The 16,991-nt window shown below is 73.0% G+C and carries 13 protein-coding genes and 1 pseudogene; 9 read left to right on the plus strand and 5 right to left on the minus strand.

The window, feature by feature from the left end; all coding sequences use genetic code 11:
- Positions 1-108 precede the first annotated feature (108 nt).
- Both ACH4FX_RS04180 and ACH4FX_RS04185 read right to left on the minus strand, forming a co-directional pair.
- Complete coding sequence (locus tag ACH4FX_RS04180; protein WP_398474938.1) at positions 109-1,428, minus strand: cytochrome P450; 1,320 nt, start codon at positions 1,426-1,428, stop codon at positions 109-111.
- 55 nt (positions 1,429-1,483) lie between these two features.
- Positions 1,484-2,164 (minus strand): hypothetical protein, encoded by a 681-nt coding sequence (locus tag ACH4FX_RS04185; protein WP_398474940.1) that lies wholly within the window; start codon positions 2,162-2,164, stop codon positions 1,484-1,486.
- Here ACH4FX_RS04185 and ACH4FX_RS04190 point away from each other — a divergent pair.
- The 5 genes and pseudogenes from ACH4FX_RS04190 to ACH4FX_RS04210 all read left to right on the plus strand — a co-directional run bounded on the left by ACH4FX_RS04190 (position 2,163) and on the right by ACH4FX_RS04210 (position 7,372).
- Positions 2,163-2,921 carry a DUF4239 domain-containing protein gene (locus ACH4FX_RS04190; protein ID WP_398474942.1) on the plus strand — a complete coding sequence of 253 codons (759 nt, stop codon included), beginning with the start codon at positions 2,163-2,165 and terminating at the stop codon, positions 2,919-2,921. The two genes, ACH4FX_RS04185 and ACH4FX_RS04190, sit on opposite strands and share 2 nt — an antisense overlap.
- A gap of 71 nt (positions 2,922-2,992) precedes the next feature.
- Positions 2,993-4,036, plus strand: a pseudogene (locus ACH4FX_RS04195) (phosphotransferase family protein).
- 156 nt (positions 4,037-4,192) lie between these two features.
- Entirely contained in the window at positions 4,193-5,107 is a 915-nt protein-coding gene (locus ACH4FX_RS04200; protein ID WP_398474944.1) for a phosphatidylinositol-specific phospholipase C domain-containing protein, read from the plus strand.
- A gap of 2 nt (positions 5,108-5,109) precedes the next feature.
- Positions 5,110-6,243, plus strand: a complete 1,134-nt coding sequence (locus ACH4FX_RS04205; RefSeq protein ID WP_398474946.1) for an alpha/beta hydrolase — start codon at positions 5,110-5,112, stop codon at positions 6,241-6,243.
- A gap of 76 nt (positions 6,244-6,319) precedes the next feature.
- Positions 6,320-7,372 (plus strand): trypsin-like serine peptidase, encoded by a 1,053-nt coding sequence (locus ACH4FX_RS04210; protein WP_398474947.1) that lies wholly within the window; start codon positions 6,320-6,322, stop codon positions 7,370-7,372.
- Positions 7,373-7,390: 18 nt separating this feature from the next.
- On the opposite strand, the gene ACH4FX_RS04215 is transcribed toward ACH4FX_RS04210, so the two are convergent.
- Complete coding sequence (locus ACH4FX_RS04215; RefSeq protein ID WP_398474949.1) at positions 7,391-8,425, minus strand: phosphatidylinositol-specific phospholipase C domain-containing protein; 1,035 nt, start codon at positions 8,423-8,425, stop codon at positions 7,391-7,393.
- 232 nt (positions 8,426-8,657) lie between these two features.
- On the opposite strand from ACH4FX_RS04215, the gene ACH4FX_RS04220 reads away from it, so the two are divergent.
- Positions 8,658-9,305 (plus strand): endonuclease, encoded by a 648-nt coding sequence (locus ACH4FX_RS04220; RefSeq protein ID WP_398474951.1) that lies wholly within the window; start codon positions 8,658-8,660, stop codon positions 9,303-9,305.
- A gap of 57 nt (positions 9,306-9,362) precedes the next feature.
- On the opposite strand, the gene ACH4FX_RS04225 is transcribed toward ACH4FX_RS04220, so the two are convergent.
- Together ACH4FX_RS04225 and ACH4FX_RS04230 are read right to left on the minus strand one after the other, a co-directional pair.
- On the minus strand, positions 9,363-11,234 hold the full coding sequence (locus tag ACH4FX_RS04225) for a transketolase (protein WP_398474953.1): 1,872 nt from the start codon (positions 11,232-11,234) through the stop codon (positions 9,363-9,365).
- Positions 11,234-12,631 (minus strand): NAD(P)/FAD-dependent oxidoreductase, encoded by a 1,398-nt coding sequence (locus ACH4FX_RS04230; RefSeq protein ID WP_398474955.1) that lies wholly within the window; start codon positions 12,629-12,631, stop codon positions 11,234-11,236. The genes ACH4FX_RS04225 and ACH4FX_RS04230 overlap by 1 nt, the downstream gene beginning before the upstream one ends.
- Positions 12,632-12,956: 325 nt before the next feature.
- Between ACH4FX_RS04230 and ACH4FX_RS04235 the strand changes: the two genes are divergently transcribed.
- Genes ACH4FX_RS04235 through ACH4FX_RS04245 form a run of 3 tightly spaced genes read left to right on the plus strand, consistent with a single transcriptional unit; the run spans position 12,957 to position 16,980 of the window.
- Positions 12,957-14,027 carry a gluconate 2-dehydrogenase subunit 3 family protein gene (locus ACH4FX_RS04235; protein ID WP_398474957.1) on the plus strand — a complete coding sequence of 357 codons (1,071 nt, stop codon included), beginning with the start codon at positions 12,957-12,959 and terminating at the stop codon, positions 14,025-14,027.
- Between the two features lie 12 nt (positions 14,028-14,039).
- A complete protein-coding gene (locus tag ACH4FX_RS04240; protein ID WP_398474959.1) occupies positions 14,040-15,848 on the plus strand; it encodes a GMC oxidoreductase in 1,809 nt (602 codons plus the stop codon).
- A gap of 1 nt (position 15,849) precedes the next feature.
- On the plus strand, positions 15,850-16,980 hold the full coding sequence (locus tag ACH4FX_RS04245) for a cupin domain-containing protein (protein ID WP_398474961.1): 1,131 nt from the start codon (positions 15,850-15,852) through the stop codon (positions 16,978-16,980).
- Positions 16,981-16,991: the final 11 nt, after the last annotated feature.

Here is a 16,991-nt window from a genome sequence, read left to right on the forward strand (position 1 = left end):
GGCGACCCGAACATGCGCGGGACGAACGTCAGCAGAGTTTCAATGTTCGCCCAATAAGTGTCAAATCTGACTTGCCATAGTTGTCCGATTCCAGCATCAGGCGCCGTTCTACGCCCCTGTGCCCGCCCCCACCCGCACCGGCAACCTCCGCAGTCCGTTCTGGAAGTTGGACACCAGGCGGACCGGCTCGCCGGACAGTTCCAGTCCGGGTAGCCGGTCCAGCACATGCCGCACTACGGCGCGCATCTGGAGTCGGGCCAGGTGGCTGCCCAGGCAGAAGTGCGGGCCGAAGCCGAAGCTGACGTGGTCGTTGGGGGTGCGGGTGATGTCGAAGTGGTCGGGGGCGGGAAAGACCGTTTCGTCGCGGTTGGCGGAGGCGTGGTAGACGACGACCTTGTCGCCCCGGCGGATGTGCTGTCCGCCGAGTTCGGTGTCGCGGGTGGCGGTGCGGCGGAAATCGATGACCGGGGGCCAGTAACGCAGCATTTCCTCGACCGCGCTGTCGGTCAGGTGCGGTTCGCGTCGTAGCCGGGCGAATTGGTCCGGGTGCTGGAGGAGGGTGAGCAGGCCGCCCGGGATGCCGTTGCGCAGGGTTTCGTTCCCGGCCACCGCGAAGAGGAAGAACATGTTCTCGAACTCGGCCCGGGTCAGGCCGCCTTCGCGCAGGTGGGCCATGACGGTGCCGGGGCGCGGGTGCTCGGCCAGGGCGTGGGCGTACGCGAACATGTCGGCCAGTGCGCGGCGGGAGCGGGGGTTGACCGGGCGCCCGTCCGGGCGGACCGCCGGGGCCGGGCGCTGCCGCAGCGCGGCGCGGCCCATCGGGCTGAGCCGGGCGGGGTCCGCGGTGCTGGAGGTGGCGTACGCGTCGTCCTGGTAGCCGATGATGCGGTTCGACCAGTCGTGAAGCAGCTGCCGGTCCTCCTCCGGCACCCCCATGACGTGGGCCAGCGTCCACACCGGCAGGTCGGCGGCCACGGTCACGAAGTCGGCCCCGCCCGCCCGCGCCACCTCCGTCACCAGCGCACGCGCACGTGCGTCGATGACCTCCGTCAGTTCCCGTACGGCCCGCGGGGTGAAGGCCGCGGCGACGACCCGCCGGATCCGCCCGTGGTCCGGCGGGTCCTGGTTGAGCATCATCGCCCGGACGAACGCGAGGTCCTCCTCGGTGTCCGGGTCGCGGATCTGGGTCGCCCCCAGGTACGAGGAGTAGACCTCGGGGGTGCGCAGGACGTGTTTGACGTCGGCGTGCCGCAGCACCGCCCAGTAGCCGGTCCCGGCCGGCCAGCCGTCGACCGCCGGTTCCCCGACCCAGCACACCGGCCGGGTGGCGCGCAGTTCGCGGAAGAGTTCGTACGGGACCGCGGTGGCGTACGTCCGGGGTGTGAACACGTCGGCTGCTCTCACGCAGGCGACCGTACGGTATTCCATCGTTCGGGGGAATCGGGCCCGCCGGGCGGCTGATGGCGGCCCGCTTGGCGCAGCATCACGGCGTGAAGGGATCGCAACGTTTCCGCAGCGCCCAACCTGCGCTTTTGATAGCGCTGTTGGCCGCCCTCCTGGCGCTGCCGGTGTCCGCCGCGGCACACCCGGCGCCGGGCCGGCCCACCGACGCCTGCGCGAGCGCCGGGGCGGGCTGGCCGGGCCCTTGGCCGACCGGCTGGCCGTCACCGCCGGACTGGGACTGGGACTTCCCGTGCCCGACCCCCACTCCGACGCCGACCCCGACGCCCACTCCCACCAGGCCGCCGAAGCCCAGCCCCACCCCCACGCCGTCCCCCACGCCCACGTACACCCCTCCCCCGTCCCACCGGCCCACGCCCTCGCCCACTCCCGCCCCGCCGCGCCCACGGCCCCGGCCACCCGCCCCCGCCGTGCCCGCGCCGGCGCACGCCTCGCCCCGTCCCACGCCCAGGGAGACCCAGGCTCCCCCGCCGCCACCGGCCACCCGTCCCACGTCGCCGCGTCCCACGCCGACCCCGACGCGGGTCGTGCTGCCACGCAAGTACGTCCCGTCGGCCCGCAAGCAGCAGGGCGGCCGTTCGGTCGTCACGACCACGCTGCTGATCACCGCGCCCGCCGTGCTGGCGGCGGCCGCGCTGCGCCCCCGTTCGTCCAGCTCGTCCGGTTCCGCCGGGCGCCGTTCCTCGTAGGAGGCCACGACCATGTCGGAATGGCTGGTACTGACCATCGCGATGGCCGCCGTCTGTGCCGTCGTGCTGACCATCACGGTCCTCAGACAGCGCCGCATCGGCGAGGACGACGACCCGTCGGAGACCCCCGACGTCATCGAGTACATGACGATGATGGTGGGGGTGGTGTACGCGATCGTGCTGGGCCTGGCCATCGCCGGGGTCTGGGAGGCCCGGGGCGCCGCCGAGGACACCGTACGGGCCGAGGCGCAGGCGCTGCACGAGGTCAGCGAGCGGGTACGGGCGTATCCGGAGGCCACCCGGGACCGCATCCGCGCGGACGTCGACGCCTATGTCTCGTACGTCGTCCACCGGGAGTGGCCGGCCATGGCCGAGCAGGGGCAGGTCACCGGGCGGGGCGAGGCGCTGCTGGACAAGGTGCGCGCCGATGTGACCGACTACCGGCCGCGCGACGACTACGAGGGGCAGAACTACCAGCCGCTGCTCGATCAGGTCGCGGCGGCCGACAACGCCCGCAACGCGCGGGCGGACAGCATCGAGCCGACGCTGCCGCCGGTGGTCTGGTTCGGTCTGATCACCGGTGCCGCGATCACCATCGGCCTGATCTTCACCCTCCAGATCCGCCGTTCGGCCCGGGAGTTGCTGATGGCGGCCCTGTTCAGCGCGCTGATCGCCTTCCTGCTGTTCCTGGTCTGGGACTTCGACGCGCCGTTCAGCCGGGGCATCTCGGCCTCCGCCGACCCGTTCACGGATCTCTTCCCACGGCTGTGAGGCGGGCGTACGGGATGTGATCCCCGTAATCGCGGCGACGGCCGCGCGCACCGCGTGCGATCATGCGCGTCATGTCATCGGAACCGCCGTTCGCGGAAGACCTGCGGGACCGCCTCGGCCCGGTCCGCAACGCGGTACGGCTGAGCAGCAGCCCGCGCTCCCGGGTGTGGCGGGCCGAGCTGGCGGGGACGGTCGCGGTGGTCAAGCAGGCCGTTGCCGGTGCGGACGCGGACGAGCGGTACGCCCGTGAGGTGGCCGCGCTGCGGCTGGCCTCACGGGTGACGCCACCGGTGGTGCCGCGGCTGCTCGGTGCCGACCCGGCGGCGCGGGTCCTGGTGCTGGAGCACGTCGTCCACCGGCGGCCCGGGCCGGACTGGGTGGTCGGTTACGCGACGGCGCTGGCCCGGCTGCACGCGACCACCGCGGCCGTCCCGACTGCCGGTGTGCCGCTGCCCGCCTAGCAGGGGCCGGTCCGCGCGGACACCGACGCCTTCCTCGCCCTCGCCGACCGCCTCGCGGCCCCGGTTCCGGACGGGACGGACGCCGAGCTGGCAGCCCTGCTGCACCGGCTCGGTACCGCGCCGGGCGGGGCCCTGTTGCACGGCGACCCGTGCCCCGGCAACGACCTGCACACCCCGGACGGCATCCGGTTCGTCGACTTCGAGCAGGCCTGCCTGGGCAACGGCCTCACCGAACTCGCCTACCTGCGCATCGGTTTCCCGACCTGCTGGTGCGTCATGGCCACGCCCGAACCGCTGCTGGGCGCGGCGGAAACCGCGTACGGACGGGAGTGGGAGGCGGCGACCGGCGGCGCGCCGCCCGGTGACCTCGTGGACGCGTGCGCGGGCTGGCTCGTCCGGGGCGACGCCCTGGTCCAGCGCGCCCACCGGGGAGCCGTCGATCACCTCGCCCGGCTGCCCGACGAGGACTGGGAGTGGGGCACGGTCACGGCACGGCAGCGGCTCGCGTACCGGCTCGGCGTCGTCGCCCGGCTCACCGCGGGCCGCGACGACCTGGCGGGCCTGGGCCGCCTCGCCGGCGCGATGCACGACCGGCTGCTCAGCCGCCGGCCCGGCCTCGCCCCACCGCCCCGCGAACGCCCGCAGGACTCCTGATGCAAGCAATGACCGTACGCGTCAAGGGCGTTGGGGCCACCCGCCCGTAGGCATCCGTTCATCCCGCCGCCTGGTCACCGTGCTCCTCGTGTGCTTCGATGCTGCGATCACCTGTTCGCGCAGGGGCGGCAGAGCGGCGGAGAGACCGGGGGGCGCATGGACCGGCGGGGTTTCCTGAAGGGCGCGGCAGCGGTGTCGGCCACGGGGGTGCTGGTGGGGGCCGGCAGCGGGCAGGCCGTCGGCGCGCCGGTCAGGGGCCCGCGCACACGGCCCCGGCATGCCGTCACCGTTCCCGTACAGGACTGGATGTCGGCCCTCCCGGACAGCACGCCGATGCAGCGGCTCTCCATCCCGGGCACCCATGATTCGGGAGCCCGCTACGGCGGCCCCTGGGTCGCCTGCCAGAACACCACCGTCGCCCAGCAGCTGGACAGCGGCATCCGGTTCCTGGACGTGCGCTGCCGGGCCATCGACTCGGCCTTCGCCATCCACCACGGCGCGTTCTACCAGAACCTGATGTTCGGCGATGTGCTGGTGGCGTGCCGGGCGTTCCTCCAGGCGCACCCGTCGGAGACCGTGCTGATGCGGGTCAAGCAGGAGTACTCCGAGGAGAGCGCGGCGGAGTTCCGGCGGATCTTCGACCTCTACCTGGACGGGAAGGGCTGGCGGCCGCTGTTCCGGCTGGACGGCACGCTGCCCTCCCTCGGGCAGGCCCGGGGCAAGGTCGTCCTGCTGGCCGACTCGGACGGCCTGCCGGGGGTGCGCTACGCCGATCCGCGCGTCTTCGACATCCAGGACGACTACATGGCCGAACCGCTCCGCAAGTACCCGCTGGTCGAGGGGCAGTTCCGCAAGGCCGTCCGGGAACCCGGCAAGCTCTTCGTCAACTACGTCAGCACCGCGGCGCTGCTGCCGCCCCGCTCCACCGCGGACCGCCTCAACCCGAAGGTCAAGAGCTTCCTGACCGGTACGGAGGCGAGCGGCTGGACGGGGCTCGGCATCGTCCCGATGGACTTCCCCAACGAACACGAGCTGGCCGGGACGCTGATCCGGCACAACACGGGCGGGTGACCATGCAGACGCGGAGAATCCCACGCCTCTTCCCACGCTTCCGCCGGCTGCGGCGCGCGGGCTGGGCGGGCCTGGTGCTCGCCCTGCTGCTGCCGCTGCTCACCGTTCCGGCGACGGGCCTGCCCGCGCACGCGGCCGGCGGACCGGCCCGCAATCCGGCCCGGGTCGTGGCGGAGGTGCCGGTCGGCGACCGCATGCTCGACCTCGGAATTTCGTCCCCGGAGACCGACGCGCCGGTCAAGTGGGTCCGGCTGCTGCTGCCCAAGGGCTGGTCGAAGAACGCCTCCCGTACGTGGCCGGTGCTGTGGCTGCTGCACGGCGGTGGCGGCAACCACAAGGACTGGACCGCCAACACCCACGTCGAGGAGCTGGCGGCCGGACGCGACGTCATCGTGGTCATGCCGGAGACGAGCGGGTGCAGCAGCTACAGCAACTGGTACAACTACGGCGCCTGGGGCTCCCCGGCCTGGGAGACGTACCTGCTCGACGAGGTACGGCCGCTCCTGGAGCGCGACTACCGCGCGGGCACGGCGCGCGCCATCGCGGGTCTGTCGATGGGCGGGCTGGGCGCGCTGAAGTTCACCGCGGCGCGCCCCGGGATGTTCCGCGCCGCCGCCTCGTACAGCGGTGCCGTCCACCCTCTGTACCGTTCCACCGACGGTGGCTTCTCCGGGCCTGACGGCGTCAAGCTGGGCGCGCTGACCTGCCTCGCCGACTGGAAGCGCGTCTGGGGCGAGCCCGGCTACCCGTTCGACACCGATGATCCGGCCGACCTGCGGCAGCAGTGGCTGTGGAAGCACAACAGCCCCGTGGAACAGGCGGCGTCGCTGCGCGGTACCCCGCTGTACCTGTCGTACGGCGACGGCACCACCGACGGCGGTCCGGGCTGGTCCTGGGGCGACGGTGACACCCCGCCCACGCCGTCACCCGCCCGCTGCACCGACCCGCCCGTGCACGGCACGCAGGACCCGATCGAGCGGGCCGTGTACGGCATGAACCAGCAGCTGCGCGCCAAGCTGACACAGCTGGGCATCCCGGCGACCGTGTGCGCCTCGAAGGGCGGGCACACCTGGCCCTACTGGGAGCGCGAACTGGTCGCGTCGTTCCCGATGCTGATGAGCGCTCTGGGCGCCTGAGCACGGGGCGGGCGCCGAGGCACCGGCTCCCGCCCCGGGCGGAAGGAGCCTCGTCCCGCAGCCGTATGATCTGCTGGTGAGTACGACCGAGCGCGACCGTGTCCCGAAGGCCCCGGCCCCGGACGGGCCGCGCAGGCGCCGCCGGGCCGCCGCCCTCGGCCTCTGCGCCGGGCTCGCCCTGACCTGCGTCGGCACGGTCCTGGCCGTACGGGTCTTCGCGCACGGCGGGTATCTCGCGTCCGGTGATCCCGGCACGGGCTCGTACGCCGAGGAGGCGGCCGACGGGGACGCGGCGGCCGACGCGCTGCTCTCCGGCCCGTACACCGAACGCTCCGCGCCGCCACGCGCCACCGTCCGCGCGGCGACCGGCCAGGAAGCGGCGACCGGCCGGGACACGGTGACGGACCAGAGCGCACCCGCGCGCGGAAAGCCGGCCGAACCGCCCGTCTCGCAGCCCCTGCGAGCCGCCCCGGCGGCCGTGACCCCTCCCGTCGGCCCGCTCTTCTCCCCGGGCGGCGACGGCGACGCCGATCACCACTGCACCGCGAGCGTGGTGCACTCCGCGACGCGTGACCTGGTCGTCACGGCGGCCCACTGCGTCTACGACGGCGGTTTCCGCACGAACCTGGTCTTCGCGCCCGGCTATCACGACGGGGTGCTGCCGTACGGCGCCTGGGTGCCGTCCCACATCATCGTCGACCCGCGCTGGGCCGACGGCCGCGACGAGGACCACGACGTGGCGTTCCTGCGGGTCCGCCGCGCGCACGGCACCGGCCCCGCCGGGCAGCGCGTCGAGGACCTGACCGGTGCCGAGCAGATCCGGTTCTCACCGCCCGGCGGTCTGCCGACGCGGACCGTCGGCTATCCCGACGACCGCGAGTCCCCTGTGGACTGCCGCAACACCACCACCGCCGTCCCCGGCCAGCTGCGCTTCGACTGCGCCGGCTTCCCCAACGGCACCAGCGGCGGCCCGCTGCTCACCGCCGTCGCCCCGGACACCGGCCTGGGCACGGTGACCGGCGTCATCGGCGGTCGCGACGAGGGCGGCGACGAGGAGACCTCGTACAGCAGCTGGTTCGGCCCGGACATCGCCGCCCTCTACCGGCGCGCCGCCGCGGAAGGGGCCTGACGCGGCGCGCCGTGGGTCTTACTTCCCGCGCGGCACCACGGTCTGGAGGGCCTTCGGCAGCGGGTACCAGTCGGCGGTCACGATGCTGCCGTGGGCCGCGGCGAGCTGGTCGACGCGGGCCAGCGCCTCGGCCTCGGTGGGCCGGGTGCCGTCGATGACCGGGGGCACCTTGTGGGCATCGGTCATGATCAGCAGGTAGTGGCGGTCGTCGTACCAGGCGGTGTCGATGCCGTTCTTCAGGTACGTCGCGGCGTCGCCGTCGAAGACCACGAACCAGGGGCGCAGCGCCGCGTCCGTGTAGCGCGTGCGCGGGTCGCCGGCCGCCGCGCCGTGCACCGCGGGGAAGGCGGTGGACTGCGCGAGCTTCCCCTGGGCGGCGAGGTCCTTCAGGTGGGTGGCGTACTCGCGGTCGGTCCACAGTTTGTCGAGCGGGTTGCCCTCCTCGACCGTGCCGGGTATCAGCTCGAAGAGGAACTTCCCGTTCAGCGCGGAGCGGGTGGGCCAGCCGTTCGCCCGTACGGCCTCGTCGAGGTCGCGGTGGCCGGCGGCCAGGTCGCCGGGTCCGTACACCGCGTCGCCCAGCCGGGAGCGGACCAGTGCGTCGAAGGCGGCCGGGCCCCGGCCGCCCTTGTCGTTGAAGCCGTCCTTCAGCTCGACCTTGACCGTGACCGGCCGGTGGCCGGGGTTGGCGTCGTGCCACGCCTTCATGTCGGCGAGGCAGCCGCCGAGGTCCTGGTCACGGCTCTTGGTACGCAGCTCGCCCGCGGTGGCGGCGTTCACGCAGTTGCTGTTGTTGCCGAGCGGGTTGCTGTGCGAGACCCGCCATGACTTGCCCAGCGCGTTGGTCCACACGTCCAGTTCGAGCAGGCTCGCGCCGGAGTCCAACGCGTCTGCGAAATACGGGTACTTGGCCTTCTCGTAGGCGTTGTGGACGCCGACGGACGTGGTCGCGCCGTAGGACCGGGCGGGCTGCGCCGCACCGGCCGGTCCTGCCAGCGCCACGACCACCGCCGCCGCGACCGCCGTCGCTCCCGCACACCGTGTTCTGTTCATGTTCCCCCGCTTCACTCCACTGGCCCCCCGGCAGCCCCCTGTGGCTCCGGAATCACCAGCTCATCCGGTCGAGGCAGCAGCGTACGGGAGTTGACGGATGCTCCGGCCACCGGGTGGGTACGCGGGGCGGGAAACGCCGTACCGACCCAGCAAACAAGGACGTGGAGGACATGTACGGCATCGTGGACACCGTGGACACACCGCTGAACGACACACCGCTCCGGGGCCGGCCATGAGCAGCGACGACCGGGCCCGCGTCAAGGCCCTCCTGGACACGTACGGCCGGACCTACGCCGACGAGGCCGGCATCCGGCTCAAGGACACGCCGCAGCCGCTGTACCAGCTACTGGTCCTCTCCTGCCTGCTCAGCGCCCGCATCCAGGCCGGCATCGCGGTGGCGGCCTGCCGGGCGCTGTCCGGGGCGGGGCTGCGGGACGCGCGGCGGATGAAGGACGCGACCTGGCAGCAGCGGGTGGACGCCCTCGGCGAGGGCGGCTACCGCCGCTACGACGAACGCACCGCGACCCAACTGGGCGACGGCGCCGGGCTGTTGCTCGACAAGTACGGCGGCGACCTGCGCCGGATGCGGGACGCGGCGGACGGCGACACCGGCCGGCTGCGCACACTGCTGCGCGAGGTTCCCGGCCTCGGCCCGGCCGGTGTCGACATCTTCCTGCGCGAGGCGCAGGCCGTGTGGACGGACCTCGCGCCGTACCTGGACGCCAAGGCGATGCAGGGCGCGGAGCGGGCCGGGCTGCCCACCGCGCCCGACGCGCTGCTCAAGGCCGCCGGGAAGACGGACCCCGCCGTGCTGGCGGCGGCACTGGTGCGCGCGGCGCTCGACAAGAAGGGCGCGGCGGAGATCCGCGACGCCGGTTGAGCCGCCGGCGGCCCCGGTCCCGTGGCCGGGCCGGGGCCGCCGGCGCGTACCGCGTGCCTACGGCGACTCGGTGAGCAGTCCCCGGGCCGTCGCCGCGATCGCCTGCGCGTCGATGCCCGCCGCCCGCAGCTGTTCCTCCGGGGAGGCGGAGCCGGGCATGGTGCGCACCGCGAGCCGGGCCAGCCGCGGCACCGGGCGGCCGTCGGTGAAGGCGTCCAGCACCGCGTCGCCGAGGCCGCCCTCGGGGTGGTGGTCCTCCACGGTGATGATCCGCCCGGTGACCTCGGCGGCCTCCCGCAGCGTGGCCAGGTCGACCGGCTTGAGCGAGTACAGGTCGATGACGCGGACGGCCACGCCCTCGCCGGCCAGGGTGTCGGCGGCGGCCAGCGCCTCGTGGACGGTGACGCCGGCGGCCACCACGGTGACCCGGTCCTCCGGGGTGGCGCGCAGCGTCTTGCTGCCGCCGATCGGGAAGTCCTCGGACGCCCCGTAGATGACCGGGGACCCGCCCCGGGAGGTGCGCAGATAGCGGATGCCGCTCGCGTCGGCCATCGCGGCGGTCAGCCGGGCCGCCTGGTTGGCGTCGCACGGGTACAGGACGGTGCTGCCGTGCACCGCGCGGAACGCGGCCAGGTCCTCCAGACCCATCTGGGAGGGGCCGTCCTCCCCGATGGCGACACCCGCGTGCGAACCGACGAGGTTGAGGCCGGCCCGGCTGACGGCGGCCATCCGGACGAAGTCGTAGGCGCGGCTGAGGAAGGCGGCGAAGGTGGTGGCGTACGGCACCCAGCCGCGTACCTGCATGCCGACCGCGGCGGCCACCATCTGCTGCTCGGCGATGTAGCACTCGAAGTACCGGTCGCCGTGCGCGTCGGCGAAGTACTCGGCGCGGGTGGAGTCGCCGACCTCGCCGTCCAGCGCGACCACGTCGCCGCGGACGGCGCCGAGCGCGGCGAGCGCCTCGCCGAAGGCGTTGCGGGTGGCGACCGCGTCGCCGACCTTGTACTCCGGCAGCTCGGGCGCGCCGCCGCCGGCCCGCAGCCGCGGCTCGGCGTCGCGCGGCGGACGCACCTCCACGCGCAGGTCGCGGACGCCGCCCAGTTCCTCGATCGCCCCGGCGGCGTCCTTCAGCGGCTTGCCGTGCTTGCCCTCCTGGTCGGCCACGGCGCGCACGCCCTGGCCCTTGCGGGTCTTCGCGATGATCGCGGTGGGCCGGTCGGTGGTGGCGGCCGCCTCGGCGTACGCGCGGTCCACGGCCGCGATGTCGTGGCCGTCCACCTCGACCGTGTGCCAGCCGAAGGCCCGGATGCGGCGCGCGTAGGCGTCCAGGTCCCAGCCGTGCCGGGTGGGGCCGCGCTGGCCGAGCCGGTTGACGTCGATGATCGCCGTGAGGTTCGCCAGCCGCTCGTGCCCGGCGTGTTCGAACGCCTCCCACATCGAGCCCTCGGCCATCTCGCTGTCGCCGCACAGCACCCACACGCGGTACGGGACGCGGTCCAGGTCGCGGCCGGCCAGCGCGAGGCCGACGCCGATGGGCAGTCCCTGGCCGAGCGAGCCGGTGGCCACGTCCACCCACGGGATGCGCGGGGTGGGATGCCCTTCCAGCAGGCTGCCGTTCTTGCGGAAGGTCAGCAGCTGCTCGTCGGTGAGCGCCCCGGCCGCCTTGCCCATCGCGTACACCAGGGGCGAGGCGTGGCCCTTGGAGAAGATGAGGTGGTCGTTGCCGGGGTTCTCGGGATCGGCGAAGTCGTAGCGCAGGTGCTCGCTCAGCAGCACCGCGGCCAGGTCGGCCGCGGACATCGAGGAGGTCGGGTGGCCGGAGCCGGCCGCGTCGGCGGCGCGTACGGAGTCGACGCGCAGCTGCTGCGCCAGCTCGCCCAGCCGCTCGTACCGGGCGGTGTCCGCGCCCGGGTCGTTCTCTGTGGTCATCAGCTTCCTTCCGCTTTTCGGGGTCGGTCGGACGGGTCGTCCGCCGGCGTCCGCTCCCCCGTGCCGCCGTCCGCCGGTACCCGGGCCAGTTCGGGGGCCGCGGTGTCCAGCGGCACCGACCAGGAGCGCACCAGGCCGAGCTGGACGCCCTGACGCGGCAGTGCCGCGTCCAGCAGCCAGTCGGCGGCGACCCGAACGCGGTTGCCGGGCATCGCCATCAGGTGGTAGCCGCGGGTCACGGCGTTGGCGACCGGGCCGGACAGCGGGATGTGCAGCGGGTTGGCGGCGGCCTGCACCCCGCCGAGGTCGACCATGAAGCCCAGGTCGTGGTGCTTGTAGGCGCGCGGTTCGCCCTGGCCGTAGGAGGCGGCGATGTTGTGCGCGGCGACCTTGCCCTGGCGCTGCGCGTGCTGGGCCGTCATCGGCGTCGCCTGCCCCGGCCGGGTCAGGTCGGGTACGGCCGCGGCGTCACCGCAGGCCAGCACCTCGGGGTGGCCGGGTACGGCGAGGAACTCGTCCACGCACAGCCGGCCGCGTTCGGTGGGCAGTCCCAGCGACTCCACCAGCGGGTCGGGCCGTACGCCGACGCACCAGATCAGCGACCGGGTGTCGACGGACGTGCCGTCGTCCAGCAGCACCCCGTCGGAGGTGGCCTCCTTGACGGAGGTCTTCGTACGGATCTCGACACCACGTTTGCTCAGCACCCGGTGCGCGGTGCGCGACAACCGTTCGTCCAGCTCCGGCAGCACCCGGTCGGCGAGGTCCAGCAGGATCCAGCGCGGCTGCGGCTCGCCGCGCAGCCCGGCGTTGTGGCGCGCCAGCGACCGGGTGAAGGTCACGCCGTGCGCGGCGACCTCGATGCCGGTGTAGCCCGCGCCGACCACCACGAAGGTCATCCGGGCGGCCCGTTCGGCGGGGTCCTCGGCGGCTCCCGCCAGCTCGATCTGCCGGGTCATGTGGTCGCGCAGGTACAGCGCCTCCGGCATGCCGCGGAAGCCGTGCGCGTGCTCGGCGACGCCCGGGATGGGCAGCAGCTTGTTGACGCTGCCGACGGTCAGCACGAGGCGGTCGTAGCCGAGCGAGCCGGTACGGCCCTCCGGGTCGGTGTACTCGACCCGGCGGGCGGCCAGGTCCACGCCGCCGACCTGGCCGAGGACCAGCCGGACGCCGGGCAGGGTGCCGGTCAGCGACACCGACACCCGGCGCGGCTCCAGGATCCCGGCCGAGACCTCGGGCAGCAGCGGCAGGTAGAGGAAGTAGTCGTTGGGGTTGACCAGCACGATCTCAGCGGCGCCGCGGGACTTCTTCGCGAGCGTGCGGGCGCACTCGTATCCGGCGAAGCCCGCCCCCACGATCACCACGCGCGGCCGCCGCCCGTTCCGGCTCTCCGCCACCATCTGCGTCTCCTCTCACCTCGGGGTCCTGCCCTGATCGGCCCGGGTGCCCGCATTCCGCGCGGGTATGTACGCCGTCCGGCCCAGCCGCGCCTACCGGTCACCGCCCGGACGGCGGCCCCACATGCCGGCGGCGGGTGCGCGGTTCCCGGGGCCCGGCTCGGGAGCGGGCGATTTCCCCGCTGGAACACTTTTCGGCCGGGGCCCCTGTTCTCGTACCGAGCGGCACGCATACGGGGCACCATACGGCGTCCGCCGACGGCGTGGACAACCCCTGCCGCGCGCAATACTTTCGATGGCGCCGACACGACGTTCCCGGGGGTGCGCGGTGAAGATCGAGGTCATCGAGAAGGACGATCAGTACGTTCTGAATCACTGCACCAAATACCTCGCCAGGGAAAGCCGGGACGCGCGCCATGATTTCGGGCAGTACACGCCCGGGGACGAGCGCGCGGCGATCTGCGAGGCGTGGCGCTTCCCGGTGGTCGACGCGCACTGGGACGGGGTGTCGGCGGCCGGTTCGTACCCGTACAACGACGTGACCTTCGTCTACGACGGCCGCCGCGCCGCACCTGCCCCGGTGGCCGTACTGGGCACCTTCGGGCCGCTGCACTCGCCGGTGCCGCTGCGCCCGCTGGTGTTCGCGGGCGAGCCGACCGGCCTCTTCGCCACCACCGTGCGGGTCCCCAAGGGCCAGGTGCACACGTACAAGTTCGCGGTGGCCGGGCGGTACGTGCTCGACCCTGTCAATCCGCAGCGCACCGTCCTGGACAACGGCGAGCCGTGGTCGCGCTTCTTCACCGACGCCTGCACCGTGCCGCTGTCGTTCGGCCGGGCCGAGCGCGACCTGCTGGGCCGGCTGGTGCGCCACCTGCTGCCCTTCCGGCTCGACGAGAACCGGCGGTTCCTGCGCGGCGTGTACGAGTCGCTGGACCGGGCGACACGGGACGAGGCATTTCCGCTGGCCTACCAGCTGGACGACGAAGTGGGCACGGTCAACTACATCGACAAACTGGTCGCGCGCCAGGAACAGCACCATGCCGATGATTACCACACCTGCCTCAAAATCATCGGCGAAATCCTGCGGTCCCGGTTCGGCGGACTCGATCCGGCGGCCGCACCTCCGGAAATGTACGCGGATCTCTACCGGCAGATGGAAACCGAAAAGGTGGACGGCTGGGACTACTCCCGCTACGGCAGCCCGCGGTTCTTCCTGCTGCTCCTGCGCCGGCACGCGATGACCGGCGCGTTCGTCCACCCGAAACACGGCGGGAATTCCGGCGCGGCGGGCTGGATGTATCTGGAGAGCCGGTTCCGGGACGCGCGGGGCGGCACGCTCTTCGACTGGCGGCGGGCGCTGGAGTCGCCGCTGGGCCACAACACCGACTACCGCGGCTGAGTGGGGGACGGCATGGACGGGGAACGTGCCACGGTCGTCGTCATCGGCAGTGGCGCGGGCGGCGCGCCGCTCACCCACACCCTCGTCCGGGCCGGCCACCGGGTGGTCGTCCTGGAGAAGGGGCCGCTGCTGCGCACCCAGGCGCAGAGCCCGCACGGCCTGTCGGACTTCAAGCGCGACGAGTGCTTCGCCACCGGGTCGGAGAAGCGCATCACCGTGCCGGACGTGGCCAACACCGGTGAGCCGTACTTCTCCAGCCACGTGGAGCCGGACCTGAACGACGAGCCGCACGTCTACCGTGACAGCGACGGCCGGGACCGGGTCACCATCGAGGGCTACACGGCCCAGGTGGTCGGCGGCGGCACGCAGTTGTACGGCGGGGTGTCGCCCCGCTTCACGCCCGAGGACCTGCGGCTGGCCTCCCTCAACGCGGGGCGCGGCGACCTGCGCGACGACCCGGGCGGCGACGTGCGCCGGGAGGCCCGCGACTGGCCGCTGGACTACGCCGCGCTGGAGCCGTACTACACCAGGGCCGAGGAGCTGATCGGCGTCAACGGGACCTGGGAGGGCCAGGCGAAGGTCCCGTCCCGGGACCGCTACCAGCCACCGCTCGACCCCAACCCGATCAGCGCGTACGCCGCCGCCGGGATGGACGCGCTCGGAATGCGCCGCTACCGCACCCCGCTCGCGGTCATCACCCGCGACCACGCGCCCAGCGGCCGTACGGTGCCCGCCGACGCCGACACCGTCAAGACGGCGTTCGTCAACCGCTACGGCGACCCGCTGGGCCTGAAGTCCAACACCTGGGTGTCGCTGCTGGCGCCGCTGCGCGGCCTCGACGGCGGTGGCGGGCTCGACCTGCGGGCCAACTGCACCGTCACGCACCTGGAGGCGGACGGCCCGCGCGTGACGAAGGTGCACTACCGCGACCCCGCCGGCCGGCCCCGGACGATCGCCGCCGGCACGGTCGTCGTGGCCTGCTCGGCGATCGAGTCCGTACGGCTGCTCCAGCTCTCCGGGCTGCTCGACCCGGCCTTCGGCAAGCGGGTCAACGGAAACGGCCTGCTGGGCCGCTACTTCCTGACGCACTGCTTCGGCGGCGCGCAGTGCACCGTGCCGGAGCGCGCCGACAAGTCGAAGACGCTGGACTCGGACTGGGCCACCGACCACTGCGCGCGCCCCGAGTGGTTCCGCGCCCAGGGCCTGTGGGCGGGCGGCGTGATCTACAACAACACCTCCGACGGCGCCCTGCCCCTCTCGCTCGCCCGCACCTGGCAGGCGATGGACATGGACAGCATGTGGAAGGGCTACCTCTACGACACCGGCCTCGTCGGCAACGGCTTCGAGGACTACCTGGAGGAGAGCTTCGGGCGGCGCCTGTCCGTGGCGTTCATGGCCAACCAGGTGCCGCAGCGGGAGAACCGCATCGAACTGCACCCGCGTGTGACGGACAAGTGGGGCCGCCCGGTCGCGTACATCATCAAGACCTGGCACCCGCACGACCGGGCGCTGATGGACATCCTCGCCGAGCAGTGCCGGCAGATCCTGGTGCGCGGCGGCGACGTGCGCGACGTCAGCTCGGGGTCGGTGGACGGTTCGGTGGTCCGCATCGCCAACCACGTGCTGGGCGGCGCCCGGTTCGGCGCCGACGCGGCCGACTCGGTGCTCGACCCGGACTGCCGGGCCTGGAACTTCGACAACCTCTACGTCACCGACGGGGCGTTCATGCCGACCTCGGGGAGCGCCAACCCGACGCTGACCATCGAGGCGAACTCCTTCCGCGTCGGCGACGTGCTGCTGGACCGGCTCGGGAGGCCGTGACATGGACAGCCGCTTCGACGAGGTCTACACCCACCCCGAGAACGAGATCTTCCGGGTCGTCTTCTACCCCGACCGGATCTACCACGCCCGCTACCTGAACGCGACCCGCTCCTCCCGCTACCGCTACTACGTCGCCGAGGTGCGCGGCTCGGCGGACGGCACCGCCATCAAGGGCGACGTGTTCCTGGGCGGCACCAGACTCTGCCCGATGCTGCGCATCGAGTACTCCGGCCTGAGGCTCTTGGAGCAGGCCCGGGAGTTCAACCGGCGCCTGGGGCCCCGTACGAAGGCGTGGCTGAAGGTCACCGGCGACGATGCGGCGGGCACCGCCGAGGCCCTCGTCACCCTGCACTGGGACCCGGTGATCGGCGCGTACGCGGCGGAGATCTGGGAGACGCTGGAGCCGCCGGACGGCACCGCGCACGACCACCGGGTGCTGCCCCTGATGGGCCGGGACGCGCCCATCACCCGGGTGCCGCAGCTGTCCCCGCTGCTCGGCTCGGTCTCCGAGGTGGCGATGGCGTTCCGGGAGGACGGCGTGCTGTACCCGACGGGCCAGCGGCTGGGCAACCCGCAGTGGGACAACGCCTATCTCCGCTCCCACCAGGAGCCGCGCACCCAGGAGCCCAGCGACCCGCGCAACACCGTCGCGGACAGCAACTACCTGCTGGACTTCCGGCGCGGCTTCTTCATCCCGGACGCCGGGCGGATCGCGCCGGTCAACTACCGCAACGCCATGACCGACGAGGACGACCCGGAGCGGCGGGACGACAACATCGTGCAGATGCGCTGGCTGTTCCAGCGGGAACTCGGCAGCGACCTGGTGTTCTTCCACGAGGTGACGGTGCCGCCCGGCGCGGTGGAGGGCACCCACCGGCACATCGGCTCGGAGGAGCTGTACTACGTCGTCTCCGGCACCGGCACCGCGTACATGAGCGACGGCGACGACCCGACGACGGCCGCCTACCCGCTGGTCGAACGGCCCGTCTTCGGCATCGGCCCGGTCAAGTGCCGGGAGCTGCCGGTCAAACCGGGCAGCGTCCTGTACACCAAGAGCGGCGGTGTGCACGGCATCCGCAACCCCGGCACCGAGCCGCTGAAGTTCGTCGCGTTCCTCTACCACACCACCTGAGGCGGTCCCGC

The organism is Streptomyces sp. NPDC018019, assembly GCF_044327805.1.
Taxonomy (GTDB): domain Bacteria; phylum Actinomycetota; class Actinomycetes; order Streptomycetales; family Streptomycetaceae; genus Streptomyces.